Source organism: Gracilibacillus orientalis, from assembly GCF_900114645.1.
Classification (GTDB): domain Bacteria; phylum Bacillota; class Bacilli; order Bacillales; family Amphibacillaceae; genus Gracilibacillus; species Gracilibacillus orientalis.
Genome location: NZ_FOTR01000001.1, coordinates 45,360 through 62,081 on the forward strand (window position 1 = coordinate 45,360; position 16,722 = coordinate 62,081).

A 16,722-nucleotide genomic window follows, 5' to 3' on the forward strand; every position below is an offset into this window, starting at 1 on the left:
AGCTACTATATATTTACTCGAATTCTGGTTCAGGATAACGCGCAGTCACTACTTTTTTACGCGTATAAAAATCAATACTGTCTTTCCCATTAGCATGCAATGTACCAAAGAAAGAAGACTTCCACCCTGAGAATGGGAAAAATGCCATTGGTGCTGGCACTCCCAAATTTACACCAATCATCCCAGCATCAATATTCTCACGGAAATAACGAACAGATAGTGCACTTGTCGTAAAGATACAAGCACCATTAGCAAATTCTGATTGGTTAGCTGTTTCCACGGCTTCTTTTAAATTTTTCACTCTGATTACTGATAAAACGGGAGCAAAAATTTCATCTTTCCATATCGTCATATCTGTTTTTACATTCTCAAAAATAGTAGGTCCTACGAAAAAGCCATCATCCGGCTGTTCTTGTCGACCATCGCGAATTAATGTCGCCCCTTCTTCTAAGCCTTTTTCAATATACTTTAATGTTCGCTCTTTCGCTTCTTCTCGTATCACTGGACCTAAAAACACACCGTCATCAAGACCATTTCCCATTTTAATACTGTCAGCAGACTCTTTTAATTTTGCTACAAATGCATCCGCTATATCATCTTCAACCGTTACAACTGCACATGCCATACACCGCTCACCCGCTGAACCAAATGCTGCACTGATAACATCTCTAGCAGCAAGATCTAAATCAGCGTCTTTGAGAACCGTTGTATGGTTTTTTGCACCTGTTAGTGCTTGTACTCTCTTGAGATTCTCACTTCCTCGTTTATATACGTATTCCCCTACTGACCTAGATCCTACAAATGAAACTGCTTTCACTATTGGGTGATTTAAAATCCCATTTACCACATCATGAGCACCGTGGACAATATTGAATACACCTTTCGGTAGACCTGCTTCATGTAATAATTCCGCTAATTTCTCTGCTAAAAGAGGAGCCTTTTCTGATGGTTTTAAAATAAAAGCATTCCCTACTGCTATTGCCATTGGATACATCCAGCATGGCACCATCATCGGAAAGTTAAATGGTGAGATCCCACCGACAACACCAATCGGATAGCGGTAATTAGCAGCTTCAATATCAGTTGCAATTGAAGCAAGAGAATCGCCCATGATTAACGTTGGAGCACCACTAGCAAATTCTACATTTTCAATTCCACGTTGTACTTCTCCAAGTGCTTCTTTTTTACTTTTACCATTCTCTTTGGTAATTAACTCTGCTAACTCTTCTGTATGATCTAGTAAAATATTTTGATATTTAAATAGAATACGAGCCCGTTTCGAAACGGGTACCTTTTTCCATTGCTCATATGCTTTTTGTGCAGATTGCGATGCTTCTTCAAAATCTTCACTTGTCGAAATAGGCACCTCTGCTATAACTTCTTTCGTTGCAGGATTGTATACTTTTTCATACGTTTCTGTCTTACTTTCAACCCACTCACCATTAATAAAATTTTTAAGTTTTCTGGCCATTTTTCATCCTCCTATTTGCTCCACTACAAGCATTCAAAAAAAGTTGTAGGATTTTGATTCTATATCTTAAACGATAGTATATCACAAATACTTTCATAAGTTAATAAAAACATGATAAAAAGTTAACAAAAAGATGACCATTAAAAACTTATATATTTGTTTCACATGGGGTAAATAATCTGTTTTTTAATTTCTGATGTGGTATCTAAATAATTCTTTGGAGGCTCTTGATCTGTAATAATATAATCAATTTCATCAAAATATCCATAAGTTGTTATCGAGTATCGATCAAATTTGCTGTTGTCTGCTAGTACAAAGATGGTTTCGCTTTTTTCCATTGCTTTTCTTTTAATCTGAGTTTCTAGTGGTGATGAATTAGTAAAGCCTTTATCAATTGATAATCCTGTTGTGGCCATTATCGCTTTATTAAAGTTATACTTCGCTATTGTTTCAGCACTATCCATACCAACATAGGAGCGAGTTGACCGTTCAAAGACCCCACCTGTCCCATAAATTTGGAGTTGGGGATAAGGTGTAGCATCTAATGTGAAATCCATATTATTGGTAACGATCGTAAGGCTTTTATTTTTAATGAATTCGAGAATGGCTCCTGTCGTTGTACCCGAATCCAAAAAAACGATATCACCATCTTCAATATAATCTGCTGCTAATTCCGCTATTAATGCTTTTTCTTTGAAATTTCGAATTTTTCTGTCATGATATGGTACAGTTAAAGGCTTAGGAACAGAAACACCACCGTAAACTTTTTGCAGTTTTTTTTGATCAACTAATTCTTGCACATCTCTCCTAATTGTGTTCTTTGACACGTTAAACTCTTTCACTAAATCATCTAATGAAACAGAGTGTTTCTCTTGAACATAATCTAGTATCGAAGTGATGCGTTTTGTTTTCATCATAGAATTCTTCCTTTCCAAATCAACAAGTGATTACATTCATATTATCAAAACTTACTCATAAATTCATCATTTTTATTTATTTTTTCATTTATTAGTCATTTATATGTATTACATAAAAGTGCCAGTTCGGCTTCAAGGCAATCTTAACCGCTAACATCGATTGGCACTCACGCTTTGTAATCAGTTGGACATTGGATCAAACCAAGCAGTGAATCAGGCATTTTCTCAAACTAGACCAATTATTTTCAACAGTGATCAACGTAGTCATTTTACGAGTACCCAATACATCCAAAGACTGAAAGATCATACCGTTCGAATAAGCATGGACAGAAAAGGACGAGCGCTTGATAACATCATTACTGAGCGTTTTTGGCGCAATCTTAAATATGAAGAAGTCTATCTCACGGCATGTGAAACGCCAGCAACGGCTTATAAAGAATGAATCATTATTTCTTTCCATCTTTGTGGTATTGTCTTTGGTCAAGGGACAAGAGTGATGCCCCACTTTAGATTTTTTAAAAGTACTGTCTTGACAATGGATTTCACTTTAAAGGTTTATTTTAATTATGCAACGCTAATGTAATTTCCTAAACAATAAAAAACATGCCCCATCTCTGAGGCATGCCTACCTTAAAAACTTTACAGTGGAGAAACTATCATTACTTCCATTTAATATATTACTTCCAAGCAAAATTTCCTTACCTCCAGCCAATTTAGCCTGTTGATACCACTCCTTTGTCTTTAGGTCTTGTATATTATTAAAAAAATATGTTCCTCTCTTAGAAATGCCATAACAATACGAATTATCTTCAATATCAAAAAGGCAAACAGACTCAATATATTTGGTGTTTAACGAATATGTTGAAAGAATATCATGGAGAATAATTGCAGTTTTATAATATTCAGTAGAGCCAGTTGATACAAATAATAGTTCATTTCTTATCTCTTCATTGGATAGAATCAACCTGTTTAAATTAGTTGCGCTTTCGAATGTGAGCTCAGACATTTGACTCGATGTTCTTAATAAGTCTTCATAATTCTGTACATGATTCTCCACTTCTTTAGTCATTGCACCTCACTACGATTATGATCATCAATTCTATAATATTAAAGAGATACTTGTAAACTAGAATATTCCTAATGAGTATTTGACGCTAAAAATGATGGAGGAGATAAACATCTTCTCCATCGTTTATGATTGTCGCAAAATTTTATTTCACCGATCCGCTAACTAAGCCTTCCACTAAATGCTTCTGTAGTAGCACAAAGATAATAATAACTGGTAGGACAGAAATCGTAGTGAATGCCATTAAATTATTCCATTCTATACCATAACGACCTACAGCATTAAAGATCCCAGCTGTTAATGGCCATAAGTCTTGATTACGGTTGAATGTAATACTGAAAATCAAATCACCCCATGCGAAGAAGAATGAAATAGCACCACACACTACAATACTTGGTAGAGAAATAGGAACAATTACTTGCAAGAACGCCCGTAAACGACCACAACCATCTATTTTAGCAGCCTCTTCCAATTCTTTAGGTATTCCAATAAAGAAAGTTCTTAATAATAATACAGAAAAAGGAACCCCTAATGTGGCAGTTGCCAATACTGGCGCAATATATGTGTTTAATAACCCTAAATTGTTAAATACAATAAACAAAGGTGTTAACACGACTGTTGCTGGTAACATTTGCGTAACTAAGTATACCAAAAGCATGGATTGTACACCTTTAATGCGAAATCTTGCTAAACCGTATGCCGAAGGAACCGAAAGTACTAAAACTAGAATAGTTGCCAGGGAAGAAATAATCACACTATTTAAAAAGTACTGACCAACATCTCCTTGAATTACCGTAATAAAACTATCTAGTTGAAACTCCTTAGGGAAAAAAGTTGGTGGAGTTTGAAATATCTCTGTTTGTGTTTTAAAAGCTGTAATAATCATCCAATAAACAGGAAACAAGAATGCTCCCACAATGACAACTCCAATAATACTTAAAATCCAGTTTTTCCGATTACTCATCTTAAATCGCCTCATCTTTCTTGATCATTCTCAAGTAAACTAAACTAATAGCGAAGAGAATTAAGAATAATACATTGGCAACAGCAGCACCTAAACTAAAGTCAAAATCCGTGAATGAATATCGGAAAGCTAAAGTCGACAAGACCTCCGTCGAATTGATAGGCCCTCCACCTGTCATGACATAGACAATATCAAACACCTTAAATGTATAAATGAAACCTAGCATTAGTACTACCATAATTACTGGGCGTAACAATGGAATTGTGATATGAACTAGCTTCTGCCACCAACTTGCTCCATCTAAACTTGCACTTTCATATACATCCTGTGGCAAACCACTTAAGCCAGTCGACAATAACAACATGTTAAACGGTATTCCGACCCAAATATTTGCTATAATAACACTCCACAACGCTACATCTGGGCTAGATAACCAACCAATTGGTTCATTGATTATATTGAAGGAAAGCAACATTTGGTTGAAAATCCCATCACTAGATCCCATGATAAACTTAAATAATAGGGCTGTTACTGTCATTGGTATCAGCCAGCTAATCATCATAATCCCTCTCAGAAATCCTGCCAATCGGAATTTCATACTGAAGAAGGTTGCCAGGAAAAAGCCAATAATCACTTGAAAGATTACACTTGCGAACGTGTAAATAAGTGTATTTTTAATGGAGATACCAAAAGCTTCTTCTCCAGAAACATTCCGGTAATTATCAAACCCTACAAATGATTTATCGCCTCCACCTAGATTACTTAGATCAACATTTTGAAAGCTAAGCACAATATTGTATATCAGAGGATAACCAATCAGTAATAACATAAAAATTACTGCTGGTAAAACAAATATATATCCCTCTATTTTATCACCAAATTTCTTCCGCACTAGAAGCACCTCATTCCTTTCATTATCTTTATTGCTTCAAAATAAGGATTAGTTGTTTATAGGTAATTGAGCATCATCTTTCAAGAACAATGGAATAGTGTCTAAATCTGCCTTCACTTCCACACTAGTGCCACCTTGATAAACTTTACTTGTATTAGTATCTGTCCATTTTGCACCCTCTGGCAAATAGACCTCACGACTCCGTTGTCCTTCATGTAAAACTGGTGCTACAAGTAGATCTGGTCCGAACATATATGCATCTTCTATATTCCAAGCTTGTTTATCTTGTGGGAAATCATAGAACAATGGACGCATAAGAGGCGTACCTTTTTCGTGTGCTTCCTGCATTAACTCCCTAATATATGGTCTTAAGCGTTCACGCATCTGCATATATTTTTTGAAGATTTCGTATGCTTCTTCACCATAACTCCATACTTCATTCGGCGCCCCACTTGGGCATAAACCGCCACCACTTGTTCCTAATGGCTTAGAGTGTGGCTCACGATCACCATGAAGACGGAAAACCGGACAAAATGCTCCGTATTGGAACCAGCGTATCATTACTTCTTTAAAGTCCGGATCATCAGTATGCGCGCCTTGGAATCCACCAATATCTGTTGTCCACCAAGGTAAACCTGCTAGTCCCATGTTCAATCCAGTATTAAATTGGTTTCGCAATGATTCAAAACTGGAGTCAATATCTCCAGACCACACAAGGGCTCCATAACGCTGACTGCCTGCCCATGCACTACGAACAAGGTTTACTATATTTTCATGGCCTTCTTTTTTCATTCCATCATAAAATGCTTTGGAAAACATGGCTGGATAAATATTTCCTACTTGTGCATTGGATCCAACATGGTAACGGTAATTCTCAAAATCATACACATTATATTCTGGCTCTGCTTCATCTAACCAAAATAGTTTAATTCCCATATCATAATAGTTTTTCTTTGCTTTTTCCCAAACAAATTCTCTGGCACCTGGATGTGTGGTATCAAAATAAACGGTATTTCCTAAAAAGTCATGCGTAATGCGTATGCCTTTTTCAGTGCGTGTTAAGTATCCTTTTTGCAGCATCTCATCATAATTTTCACTTTTTTTATCCACAGTTGGCCAAATAGAAACCATTAATTCTATTCCCATTTCTTTTAATTCACGTACCATTCCTTCAGGGTCTGGCCAATAATCTTTATCAAACTTCCAATCACCTTGCATTGGCCAATGGAAGTAATCTACTACAATTACATCAATTGGTAAGTTTCTCTTTTTGTATTCTCTGGCAACTTCTAAAAGCTCATCCTGTGTTTGATAACGAAGTTTACATTGCCAAAAGCCTAAACCATACTCTGGCATTTCCGGAACTGTGCCCGTTACATTAGCATAAGATTCTTCTATTTCAGCTGGAGAGTCACCCGCTGTTATCCAAAAATCAAGTTGTTTAGTAGACTTTGCAACCCATTCGGTTACATTCTTTCCAAAGGTAACTTGACCGATAGCAGGATTATTCCAAAGAAAGCCATAACCGAGACTTGAAAGTGCAAAAGGCACACTAGCTTGTGAGTTTCTATGAGCTAACTCTAGCGTACAGTTTTTCATGTCTAGATATGGTTGTTGATATTGTCCCATCCCGAAGATTTTTTCATCTGGATTGGATTCAAATCGGTATGTTAATTGAAAATCTCCACCTAGATTCGCCTTAAACTCACGCGCATCAATTTTTAAAGCACTTGTGAATTCTTTTAAGTTTTTACGATTACGCACATACTCTTCTAGTAAAATTTCTCCTTTTTGATTATAAAAAATAATTTTTCCCGCTGCTGCCGCTGACACAACTGCTTTTATTTTGCCGTTTTCAATGGTTGCTTGTCCTTCTTCTATATTAATTGTGGTTTTGATATCTTCTTGAGGCAAAAGCGCCCAATCTTTATCTATAATAGTTTCTAAATGAGTAGAACGAATACGTAAACTGTCCTCTCCCCATGGTTCAATCCATAATTTCTCACCATCATATTGACGTACTAAACGATTGCCGTCTTTTTCAAAAACACTTTTCATTGTGTCAACTCCTCCACTCTGTTTCTGTTACATTCTTGTTGTGTGGCAGTTAAGTCTCCTTGTAAACTGCCACATAGTAAATAAACACTTACTCAGACTCCTGAATTTCTTCAATTTTAGTAGAAGCTTCTTCGAGAGCTTCTTCTATTGTTGAATCGTTTGTCATTGCTTTTTGAATTGCTAACTGAATGGCTTCTGACACACTAGGCCAATCCGAAGAAGGTCCTCGTGGCTCAGCAATTTCCATGATAGGAACAAAATCCTTCACATGCTCTTGATTTTGCCAGTATTCAGCTTCATTTAGTACATCGGACCTTGTTGGATAATATCCTGTTTCCATAGCAAAGCGCTCATTTTGTTCTGGTTCAAATAACCATGTAATGAAGTCCCATGCTTGATCAACCTCTCCACTTTTTGTAATGGCAATATTGTCCCCACCTGTAGTCGACTTAAATTCGTTGCTTTTCGGAATGTATGTAATACCGAAATCAATATTTTCATTTTCTTGGATTCGATCAATCATCCAGGGACCATTGATCATCATGGCCAGGTTACCTTCTGTAAACATTCTCGTTAAATCATCTTGTGTTGATGTCAGCACGTCCTGACCCATATAACCTTTATCTAGCAGGTTGTGAATGAGAGAAAAAGCTTCCATCGCTTCTGGTGAATCTAAATTCTCGTAAGTTGCACCAGCTGATAAGAGGAACGGATACATCTGAAATGTTGCTTCTTCTGAACGGACAGCAGACATACCAAATCCTTTTACATTATCTGTCGTTAAACTAGCAGCCACCTCCTCTAATTCTTCCCAAGTTGTTGGTGGCTCTTCGATTCCGCTTTCCTCTAGTAGCTGTTTATTATAAAAAAGTCCTAATGCGTTGGTCGTTAAAGGTAAGCCATAATTTTTGTCTTGATAAACGGTTGAATCCATTGGTCCATCAAGAAATTTATCTTTGTTTCCCCATTCATCAAGCTTATCTGTAATATCTGCTAGAATCCCCATCGAAGCCATTGATACATTATTTACTGTATCGGAAATGACTATATCCGGTAGCGTATCCCCTGCGGTGCCCACTGATAATTGTCTATTCATTTCATCAAAGGGAACATATTCTGCAACTACTTCATAGTTCTCTTGAGAATCATTATAATCTGCTAGTATTTCATTTAATGCGTCTTCAGACCCTGTATAATAATGCCACAGTAATAGTTCTTGTTTCCCGCTACTATTTTCAGAGTTTGATTGATCCTCATTATTTCCACAGGCAACCATTACCAGAATACATACTATACTTATAGTTAACATGAACTTTTTTTTCATTAAAAACACTCCTTTTTAAATGCGCTTTCATTTTGGTTATTATTATTACATTTAATTAAAATTCTTTTGTCATTCCTCCCTTCAATGAAATGAGGAGCGTTCCTCATTTTTGGTGAAAAAAACAGATAAGTATTCCCAAGTTAATAGAACAGCAATAGTTCTATTAACTTGGATTATTGTACATAATACTTGGCGTTTCCTGTCGTAACAATTTCTAATTTTACAATATGTTCCTTGCGTTCTGGTTCTTTATCGAGCATTAAATAATCAAAAGCGAGACGTAATGCCATACTTCCCTGGTAAAAGGGATCTTGGCATATAGCAGCTGATACAATATCTTTCTCTAAATATTGATAAATTGTTTTACTCATATCATGTCCAATTAAAATAGGACGTGTGTCTCCTGAATTCTCTATTAAACCTGACATTTCCGCTAACGCACCACAAGCTACATAAATTCCATCCACGTCATTGATGTTTGACTTAATGTTGGCTAACGATTCTTCCGCATTCCGATTGTCATATTTAAGTATTTTCACAAAATCAATACTCTTATTTTCAAGAGCATATTCCTCAAATCCGCTTCGCTTTTGTTTCATTTGAAATGTATCTTGCTCATCAGTTATGACGGCGAACTTCTTGGAATTATTCGTGAATTTAACTAATAACTCTCCTGCTAATCTCCCTGCATCATAATAGTTTGCTCCCACATACGAAATCCTTTTGCTTGTTGGGGAATCATTGTTAAAAGTAAAGATAGGAAATTCTTCTTTAATCCCTGTTTCTATAATATTTGTTAAAGGGATACCATCTGTAGGGCAAATCACTAACCCGTCAAATTTTTCTGACTGAATAACCTCTTGAACAACTTCTAATTGCTTTTCAATTGTGTGAGGTGGCTTCAATACTTCAATATGAAAACCATAATCCTGTAAATCATCAAGTGCTTTCTTTATCCCCATTTCAATTTCGCGCCAAAAATATTCTGGATATTTTGGAAATACAAATGCGACGTTTACTTGCTTTTTCTTCGCCAGAAAGCTGGCAGATTTGTTGGGAGTATAATTTAACTCCTTCGCCTTTTCCATAACTTTCTTAATTGTTTTAGGGCTTACTCCACCTCTATTATGTAATACCCTGTCAACGGTAGCATGGGATAGATTCAATTCTTTTGCTATTGATTTTGCTGTTACTTTCATCATATTTCACCATATTCCTTATTAAACTATTCATTCAGCAATATGAGGATCGTTCCTCATTTTTATATAACGCTTACACTGATTTGTATTTTAATTATATTTTTATCATTTGTCAAGGTGTATTAAAAATTATTCTTGGTATGAAAATATAAGAGAGAGGCGCTAGTTGCTTTGCTAAAAAAGGAATGGAAACAATAATAATATGAGAGAAAGAATCCCTACTAAGATAAACCATGCCTCCCCCATATCTGCAACCAAAAATATAATGTGTTCCACATAACGAATTGCGGCTAAATCATCAAGAAATATCCAAGACAAAATTACCACTGCGGTTGTGAATGTTAGCATAATTAACTTTAACGAACTATTACCAATATTTTTCCACAAGATAATTGCTAAAGCACAAAATGCGGTTACTTGCCCTGCATCTGGTTGAAATAGAGAAGAACGTCGTTTCCTCTATGGCAAGTGCCGTACTGCAAGGTAGTAAAGAGTCGATTCGCGAACAATTAACAAATTTCCAAGAGAAATACCAAGTAGATGAACTAATGGCCATTTCTTATATATATGGTACAGAGAAACAAAAAAATCTTATCAAATATTAAAAAAAGTGGTTGATGGTGACTAATAAATGAATTAAGAGCGCAGAGTTGGAATGATTATTCCTTCCCTGCGCTCTTTTCAAACAATAACTTAACATCACAATTCCTAAATTAGTACCAAATTTACGTTTTAGTAACCTAATTTGGTACTTAAAGCAGTTTTTAGTACCAAATCAAACTTTGATAAAAGAAAAATGGTACTTAAAGCTAATTTAAGTACCAAAAACATGATATGTAGAAGCTATTTTGGTACTTATTTTGAAAATGGATAGGTGACTACATTATGTTTTTAATCGCTCTAATGATAAACCTTAACAACATTCGGTAAAACACAAAAAATGGCCCACCTCCTTTAATGGAGATGAGCCTATTAATCTTAGTTCATTTACAACGATTTAGTAAGAAGCAGTTAAATCAACGTTAATCTCGGCTAAACAAATCCCTAGTATAAACCTTATCCGCTACATCTTTAATAACATCTGTCAATCTGTTCGCCACAATGACATCTGATATTTCTTTAAATTCGTTCACTACTCATGACTAGGTTCAAGGGGAGACAAGTACCCTATATTATAGCGTTTAGATACTGTTGAAGACTATTTTCTACACACTCTGCTATCAGACCTACAAAAGGATCGACATTTTGTTGAATACTTGCCACTTCTAGAGTTTTATAGTGTTAAGACGTTGTTCATTTTCTGCTTTTACAATAGCTGGTGGATAGCCTGCTTGCATCAATATAAAATTCATCAAAAGTCTTGCGGTTCTTCCGTTTCCGTCAACAAATGGGTGAATATAAACAAACTTAAAATGAAATAATGCAGCTAACTCAACGGGATGTAGTTTGTTTTTTGCATGTTTATACCATTCGAAAAGATTTTTTATCTTCTGCTCTACTTGAAGGAAATGCGGAGGCATATGCTCACTTCCAGATATTTTTACGTTAATGGATCGGTAAACACCAGCATTCTTATCGTCAATATTTTTGAGAATAAGAGCATGTATACTTTTTAGTAACGGTTCATCTAAATGACTCTGACCACTGACGTTTTCATCAATATAATCAATAGCTTCGGCATGATTAATGGCTTCAAAATGCTCTCTTAATTGCTTACCACCAATCGTTAAACCTTCTTCTAACACCATTTTGGTTTCCATTAGTGACAACGTATTGCCTTCAATTGCATTGGAATGATATGTCCATTCTACTTTGTAAACATCTTTGAGATTGTTTACAACTTCTGGTGGTAGTGGTTTTTGTTGATCTAAGGTATTTTTTAATTTATCAATCCGTTGAAATTCATTCATATTCAACACCTACTTTAAGTTATATTATATCATATAGTTAAATTATAATTACAATTATTATGGGTACTAAGAGAACAGACTTAGTGTCTGTCCCCTTTCACTATATTCAGGTGTTAAATTCAGAGATGAAATATCCTAAGAATAGATATATCGCGATAAATATCGGTAGCATTAACATAAGTTGACTCCATAAGGTAGCGGTAATTATCAGGATAATATTCTTATTTTTAATCGTTTTTTTCGCCACTTTATAATTTGGTATCAGAAATAAACAACTAGTAATCGTTGTAAATAGCAAAGCACTAACAAAATGGGCCGCTTCATTTGATTCCAGATTCGCTACTATATACACACTTAAAATTAGCGTGATGAAAAACGCTATTGGTGTCAACACTAGTAAACCCAAATAAAGATACCAATGCTTTGAATGTATGTGAAAGAAACATGTAATATACTCTCTCATAATAACCTTCCTTTAATTCAACGTTAATCCAATACGTATATATTCGGAACTTGTAGGTTTGGATCGTGATGGAATATTTGCCTGATACCAGAATTTCCACTTGATTCTCATCTTTTGCAATCCATGGACCAATATCCGTTCCTAACCTTTGATAACCTGTTGGCAGACCAAGGAATGCATTACTAGCACTTGCGCCAAAGAATTGGCCAAATAAGGCTCTATATCGTCTACAATACTATTTTTAGTGTATCAAAGATTAGATGGTCGAATCCTATTGCATTGAAAGTTGCTGAATGTTTAGGAGTACGAATACCCTTTTCAAAGAATCCAAATGTACCATCATTATCATTATACGTTGTGTATAATACATCTTGCGTTAATCTACCACCTAAAGAGTGTCCGACAATATAAAGCTCTGCATCCGGTACATTTTATGTAAGAAAGACTATTTTTATTTTGTTTATATTTGTTATAAGGGAAAATCTATCAATTATTATTAATTTTTGTTTTTTCGTCTTTCAAGTCTAGAATTAATGAACGAGTTGAAGAGATAAAAAACAAAATGAATGCTAGTGTAATTAAACCGAACCCAGTGTTATTAAAACTCAGAGTACCTAGTATTACTGATCCTATCATTGTAATAATACTTGTAACAATACTGATTTTGTTCATCATGATACGCAGACCTCCAAAATTCATATTAAACATCCATCTAATTAGCAATTTTCACAGTTTAATATAACAAAAAACGGAAAGGATAACAAAACTTTGAAAACAAGGAGAGGATTACTATTTTTAAAAAATAACACTTTTATTTGTGGTTGATCACTTCTGCATTCTTTAACAAACAATTAGCGGTGAAGATGGTAGCATAAAATTTCCAACTAAAAAAATGGGATATAAGGACACCAAGAAGGTGTAATGAGCCATTAACGGCTATTTGGGGTAAAAAAAATGGTTCTAATCAATAATTGAATTCGCTGATTTAGAACCACTTTATTTGAGCAATCTCAAACTTGTTATTTTTCAATTCATATTTTTAGAACCCATTCAATCAGTATATGTTTTATTGCCTCTCCATTTAATACACATAAATACCTTCGCCTGTCTGCGCGCCTAAGATGCTCTTTCGATAAGCCAAACCGATTCTTCGGGACGAAACCGGTTCGAACCCTTCGAATAAGTGACCATTTTTTTCTACCGATACCTCCAATATTGTTGGACTAACATGATTGATTCGTAGACCTCGCGGCATTTCAATCGCTGCTGATTTCACAAAAGCTCGAACACCACCATTAGCCATTGCTGCGGAAGCCCCTTTGACAATCGGATCATCCATTAAAATACCAGTTGTCAGAGTAAAACTGCCATTATCTGATAAAGCATCCATCCCCAATAATACTAAATTTACTTGTCCTGAAAGCTTACTTTGAACAGCGATTTGATTTTGCTCAGGGGTCATCTCTTTTAAAAATCCATAATGCTCTATCCCTGCCGTATTTACAATTGCATCCACTGTACCCACTTGTTCATACATTTGCTTAATACTCTCTGGAGAAGTCGTGTCAACTGTGATATCTGAGTTTTCAATCCCAGCAGTAATAATCTCAGCATCTTTTTTCATTTCTTCTAGAACTACCGATCCAATCGTTCCCGACGCACCAATCAATAGTATTTTCATCTATTGTCCCTCCATTTGTTGATCTATTTATAGCATGCTACAGTTCAAACTACTTTTCAATATACTTGTTTTTTATGCTCTACTGAAGTTATATTACACGATAATACCAAACCTCTGATATGAGATGTTTTCAATAGACAGTCTTCTCCCATTCACCTACATTATTCATGGCAGAGACATATGACTCAAAAGAGTCTTCTAATAATAAAATGATAGTCATAATCATTTTATATGCTTTTAACATTTTAATGAAATTCTTTGCTAAACTTACATCCTTACGAGCCCGATATTGTAAAATCATCTTCACCAACACCTAAAAAAACTCCCCGGTTCTTGTCTGCTCGACAAAGGCCGGAAAGTGAAAGGCACCCGCATCAATTTTTGATATATCGTTTTTGGAGCTTTTCACGGTGGGCTCGAAAAACATCTTCAAGAGCAATGTCATATTTATTGGCAATAACTATAACATTACCTAAAACATCCCCTAATTCTTCTATTAGCTCTTGTCTTTGCTCATCAGATGTCCCGGTATATTCATCAGGTCTATCACGACCAATTTCTAAGGCTCTTATAGCTCTCGCTACTTCTCCTGTTTCTTCAGCTAGGAAACCAATGCGTATGAAAATATCTAATTCGGACCAACCTCTTTCTTGATAATACTCTTGAATCCATGATTGAAACTCTGAAACATTCACTAGTAAAACCTCCTCGTTTAACTTTAATTGTAGCAGAAAAGTCTTTATAATTTTAGGAGATGCTTCTTAAATTAGGCCAGATTACACAAGGGTGAAACGGAAGCAAAGATTAATCCGTATTTAAGAGGAGAAGGTAACAGAATACCTCGATTCTTAAGGAAGGGTGAAAGGAAAAGTGAACAAAAAAGCATTTAACATAATCGGTTGGATGTTACTTATAGTAATGGGGGGTTCTTGGATTGTATTTGGCTATTCCAGTTGGCACTTGTTGTTACTCCCACTATCTTATATCTGCTTTTCAATTAATGATGGCAGCTTTAAAAAATTACGAAGACTGTCGATATCACAAGTCTTTTTGATCTTATTTGCGTTGGCGGTATCGGTGGGTATCGTGTTTGGTTTAATTCAATTAGCGAATTACGTGATTAACGATAAGTTACATCTGACAGGAGTCATCAAGACATTTGGTCAAATAATTGCTATTATTCTCTCGTTATACCCTGTTAAGTTTACATTTGGCAGTATTGTTTATAAAGTATACGGTGATTTAAACGCTAGTAAATCGTAAGTTTTGTCTAAAGTATCAATACAACTAACAGGCACAATTCTGGAACAAAAGATCATCAGCGCCCGATATGGAAGAAAAGGGCCATATTGCAGCATAAATAAGGGGGAGTCTAAAATGAGTAATCCTCAAGTTTCAAGGGGTGGTGTTACAAACGGTAAAGCTACTGCTTCTTTAATCCTTGGAGTTTTCTCGATTGTATTATCTCTAATCCCATTAGGTGGACTAGTACTTGGTGTGGTTGGTTTAATACTTGGAATTATTGGGTTGAAAGAAATTAAACGTTCAGACCAAGAGGGCAGAAAGAGGGCAGTATCAGGGATAATTTGTAGTAGTTTAGGCATTTTGTTACCAATAATTTTATCCATTATTGCGGGCTTAACTTATATGAACGTTGATTCTACTGTTCTTTAAGGAATCAGTTTTTTTCCTTTGTTTTTAAAATATTACTCCATTGATAAATACAGTGGGAAAAAGTGGTAAGTCTTATGGCCATCACTGGTAAATTGAAACTCTCCATTACATTCCTTATAATTAAAACATTGGAAATATACCAATTAGTAATAAATCGGGGGATTATTTTTGAAACATTACGCAGCTTTATTGACACTAAGTATTATATGGGGAATGTCATTTTTATTTATAAAACTACTACTTCCATATACAGGACCTTGGGGAATTGTATTTCTACGTTGTTTCTTTGGAGTATTACCTTTATATTTAATTTTACTATTGAAAAAAAGGACAGAGATAACGAAAAAGCTACCATGGAAATCGCTTCTCATTGTAGGTATCTTAAATGTAAGCATCCCGTGGGCACTAATTGGATTGAGCGAAATGAAAATTTCAAGTAGTACAGCAGCAATCCTTAATGCAATGACACCGATTATGACAAGCTTCATTGGATTTTTATTTTTTTCCATCCTTTTATCAAAAAAACAATGGATAGGTATTTTTATCGGATTCGTTGGGGTTTTGATTTTACTAGATTTTAAAATTGTTCAACTATTTGGTGATGATTTTATTGGAATTGGTACAATGATTATAGCTACCATTTCCTATGGAATTGCGTCACAGCATGCAAAAAAACACTTGAATCAAGTTTCTGTACTAGTGGTCGCAATAGCTACATTAACGATTGGAACGATTTCTGGGTTTATCGGAATGATGATCACATCCTCTTACCCATCTGGCATCTTTTCGTCTTTTACACCTATTATTGCAATTATCGGACTCGGTATTTTTGGATCAGGAATCTCAAATTTGCTGTTTTTCTACATGGTCAAAGAAAAAAGTGCAGAGTTCGCCACATCCGTTTATTACCTTATCCCATTAACAGCAATGTTATGGGGCTATTGGATTCTAAATGAAACCTTATCGGCCAATTTATTCTTTGGACTATTATTCATTTTAGTGGGCGTTTATTTATCTGGAAAAGCGAAGTCAAAAATTCAAGTAGAGTGAACCAGCCATTGAGATATGAATTTAGGTTATAGAGGAGCAGTTGCTTCCTTGTA

16 protein-coding genes and 1 pseudogene are annotated in these 16,722 nt (G+C 35.3%); 4 read left to right on the plus strand and 13 right to left on the minus strand.

The window, feature by feature from the left end:
- Window positions 1-13: 13 nt before the first annotated feature.
- The 8 genes from BM121_RS00200 to BM121_RS00240 all read right to left on the minus strand — a co-directional run bounded on the left by BM121_RS00200 (window position 14) and on the right by BM121_RS00240 (window position 9,894).
- Window positions 14-1,471, minus strand: a complete 1,458-nt coding sequence (locus BM121_RS00200) for a CoA-acylating methylmalonate-semialdehyde dehydrogenase (protein ID WP_091479369.1) — start codon at window positions 1,469-1,471, stop codon at window positions 14-16.
- Window positions 1,472-1,632: 161 nt separating this feature from the next.
- Window positions 1,633-2,388: a DeoR/GlpR family DNA-binding transcription regulator gene (locus BM121_RS00205; protein WP_091479373.1), complete on the minus strand. Its 756-nt coding sequence runs from the start codon at window positions 2,386-2,388 to the stop codon at window positions 1,633-1,635.
- Window positions 2,389-3,013: 625 nt separating this feature from the next.
- Complete coding sequence (locus BM121_RS00215; RefSeq protein ID WP_091479381.1) at window positions 3,014-3,457, minus strand: hypothetical protein; 444 nt, start codon at window positions 3,455-3,457, stop codon at window positions 3,014-3,016.
- A 142-nt stretch (window positions 3,458-3,599) separates the two neighbouring features.
- Window positions 3,600-4,418 carry a carbohydrate ABC transporter permease gene (locus BM121_RS00220; protein ID WP_091479384.1) on the minus strand — a complete coding sequence of 273 codons (819 nt, stop codon included), beginning with the start codon at window positions 4,416-4,418 and terminating at the stop codon, window positions 3,600-3,602.
- Window position 4,419: 1 nt separating this feature from the next.
- Window positions 4,420-5,310 carry a carbohydrate ABC transporter permease gene (locus tag BM121_RS00225; protein WP_245780691.1) on the minus strand — a complete coding sequence of 297 codons (891 nt, stop codon included), beginning with the start codon at window positions 5,308-5,310 and terminating at the stop codon, window positions 4,420-4,422.
- 48 nt (window positions 5,311-5,358) lie between these two features.
- A complete protein-coding gene (locus BM121_RS00230) occupies window positions 5,359-7,368 on the minus strand; it encodes a glycoside hydrolase family 31 protein (protein ID WP_091479387.1) in 2,010 nt (669 codons plus the stop codon).
- Between the two features lie 88 nt (window positions 7,369-7,456).
- A complete protein-coding gene (locus BM121_RS00235) occupies window positions 7,457-8,692 on the minus strand; it encodes an ABC transporter substrate-binding protein (RefSeq protein ID WP_091479391.1) in 1,236 nt (411 codons plus the stop codon).
- Between the two features lie 173 nt (window positions 8,693-8,865).
- Window positions 8,866-9,894 carry a LacI family DNA-binding transcriptional regulator gene (locus tag BM121_RS00240; protein WP_091479393.1) on the minus strand — a complete coding sequence of 343 codons (1,029 nt, stop codon included), beginning with the start codon at window positions 9,892-9,894 and terminating at the stop codon, window positions 8,866-8,868.
- 458 nt (window positions 9,895-10,352) lie between these two features.
- On the opposite strand from BM121_RS00240, the gene BM121_RS21700 reads away from it, so the two are divergent.
- Window positions 10,353-10,496 carry a hypothetical protein gene (locus BM121_RS21700; protein WP_217649284.1) on the plus strand — a complete coding sequence of 48 codons (144 nt, stop codon included), beginning with the start codon at window positions 10,353-10,355 and terminating at the stop codon, window positions 10,494-10,496.
- A gap of 562 nt (window positions 10,497-11,058) precedes the next feature.
- Here BM121_RS21700 and BM121_RS00245 read toward each other — a convergent pair.
- From BM121_RS00245 to BM121_RS00265, 5 genes and pseudogenes are all read right to left on the minus strand, one after another.
- Window positions 11,059-11,801 (minus strand): annotated as a pseudogene (locus tag BM121_RS00245) (Fic family protein).
- Window positions 11,802-12,750: 949 nt separating this feature from the next.
- Window positions 12,751-12,939 carry a hypothetical protein gene (locus BM121_RS00255; protein WP_091479399.1) on the minus strand — a complete coding sequence of 63 codons (189 nt, stop codon included), beginning with the start codon at window positions 12,937-12,939 and terminating at the stop codon, window positions 12,751-12,753.
- A gap of 406 nt (window positions 12,940-13,345) precedes the next feature.
- A complete protein-coding gene (locus BM121_RS00260) occupies window positions 13,346-13,945 on the minus strand; it encodes a short chain dehydrogenase (protein WP_091479402.1) in 600 nt (199 codons plus the stop codon).
- 130 nt (window positions 13,946-14,075) lie between these two features.
- Window positions 14,076-14,246, minus strand: coding sequence for a hypothetical protein (locus BM121_RS21870; RefSeq protein ID WP_217649285.1), 171 nt, complete (start codon window positions 14,244-14,246; stop codon window positions 14,076-14,078).
- A gap of 73 nt (window positions 14,247-14,319) precedes the next feature.
- Entirely contained in the window at window positions 14,320-14,640 is a 321-nt protein-coding gene (locus BM121_RS00265) for a MazG nucleotide pyrophosphohydrolase domain-containing protein (RefSeq protein ID WP_091479404.1), read from the minus strand.
- A gap of 175 nt (window positions 14,641-14,815) precedes the next feature.
- Between BM121_RS00265 and BM121_RS00270 the strand changes: the two genes are divergently transcribed.
- The 3 genes from BM121_RS00270 (at window position 14,816) to BM121_RS00280 (ending at window position 16,669) form a co-directional block, all read left to right on the plus strand.
- The gene (locus BM121_RS00270; RefSeq protein ID WP_091481197.1) at window positions 14,816-15,208 is read left to right on the plus strand and encodes a disulfide bond formation protein DsbD; all 393 of its coding nucleotides are present in this window, start codon (window positions 14,816-14,818) and stop codon (window positions 15,206-15,208) included.
- A gap of 114 nt (window positions 15,209-15,322) precedes the next feature.
- The gene (locus tag BM121_RS00275; RefSeq protein WP_091479405.1) at window positions 15,323-15,619 is read left to right on the plus strand and encodes a DUF4190 domain-containing protein; all 297 of its coding nucleotides are present in this window, start codon (window positions 15,323-15,325) and stop codon (window positions 15,617-15,619) included.
- Window positions 15,620-15,787: 168 nt separating this feature from the next.
- Entirely contained in the window at window positions 15,788-16,669 is an 882-nt protein-coding gene (locus BM121_RS00280) for a DMT family transporter (RefSeq protein ID WP_091479407.1), read from the plus strand.
- The last annotated feature ends 53 nt before the right edge of the window (window positions 16,670-16,722 follow it).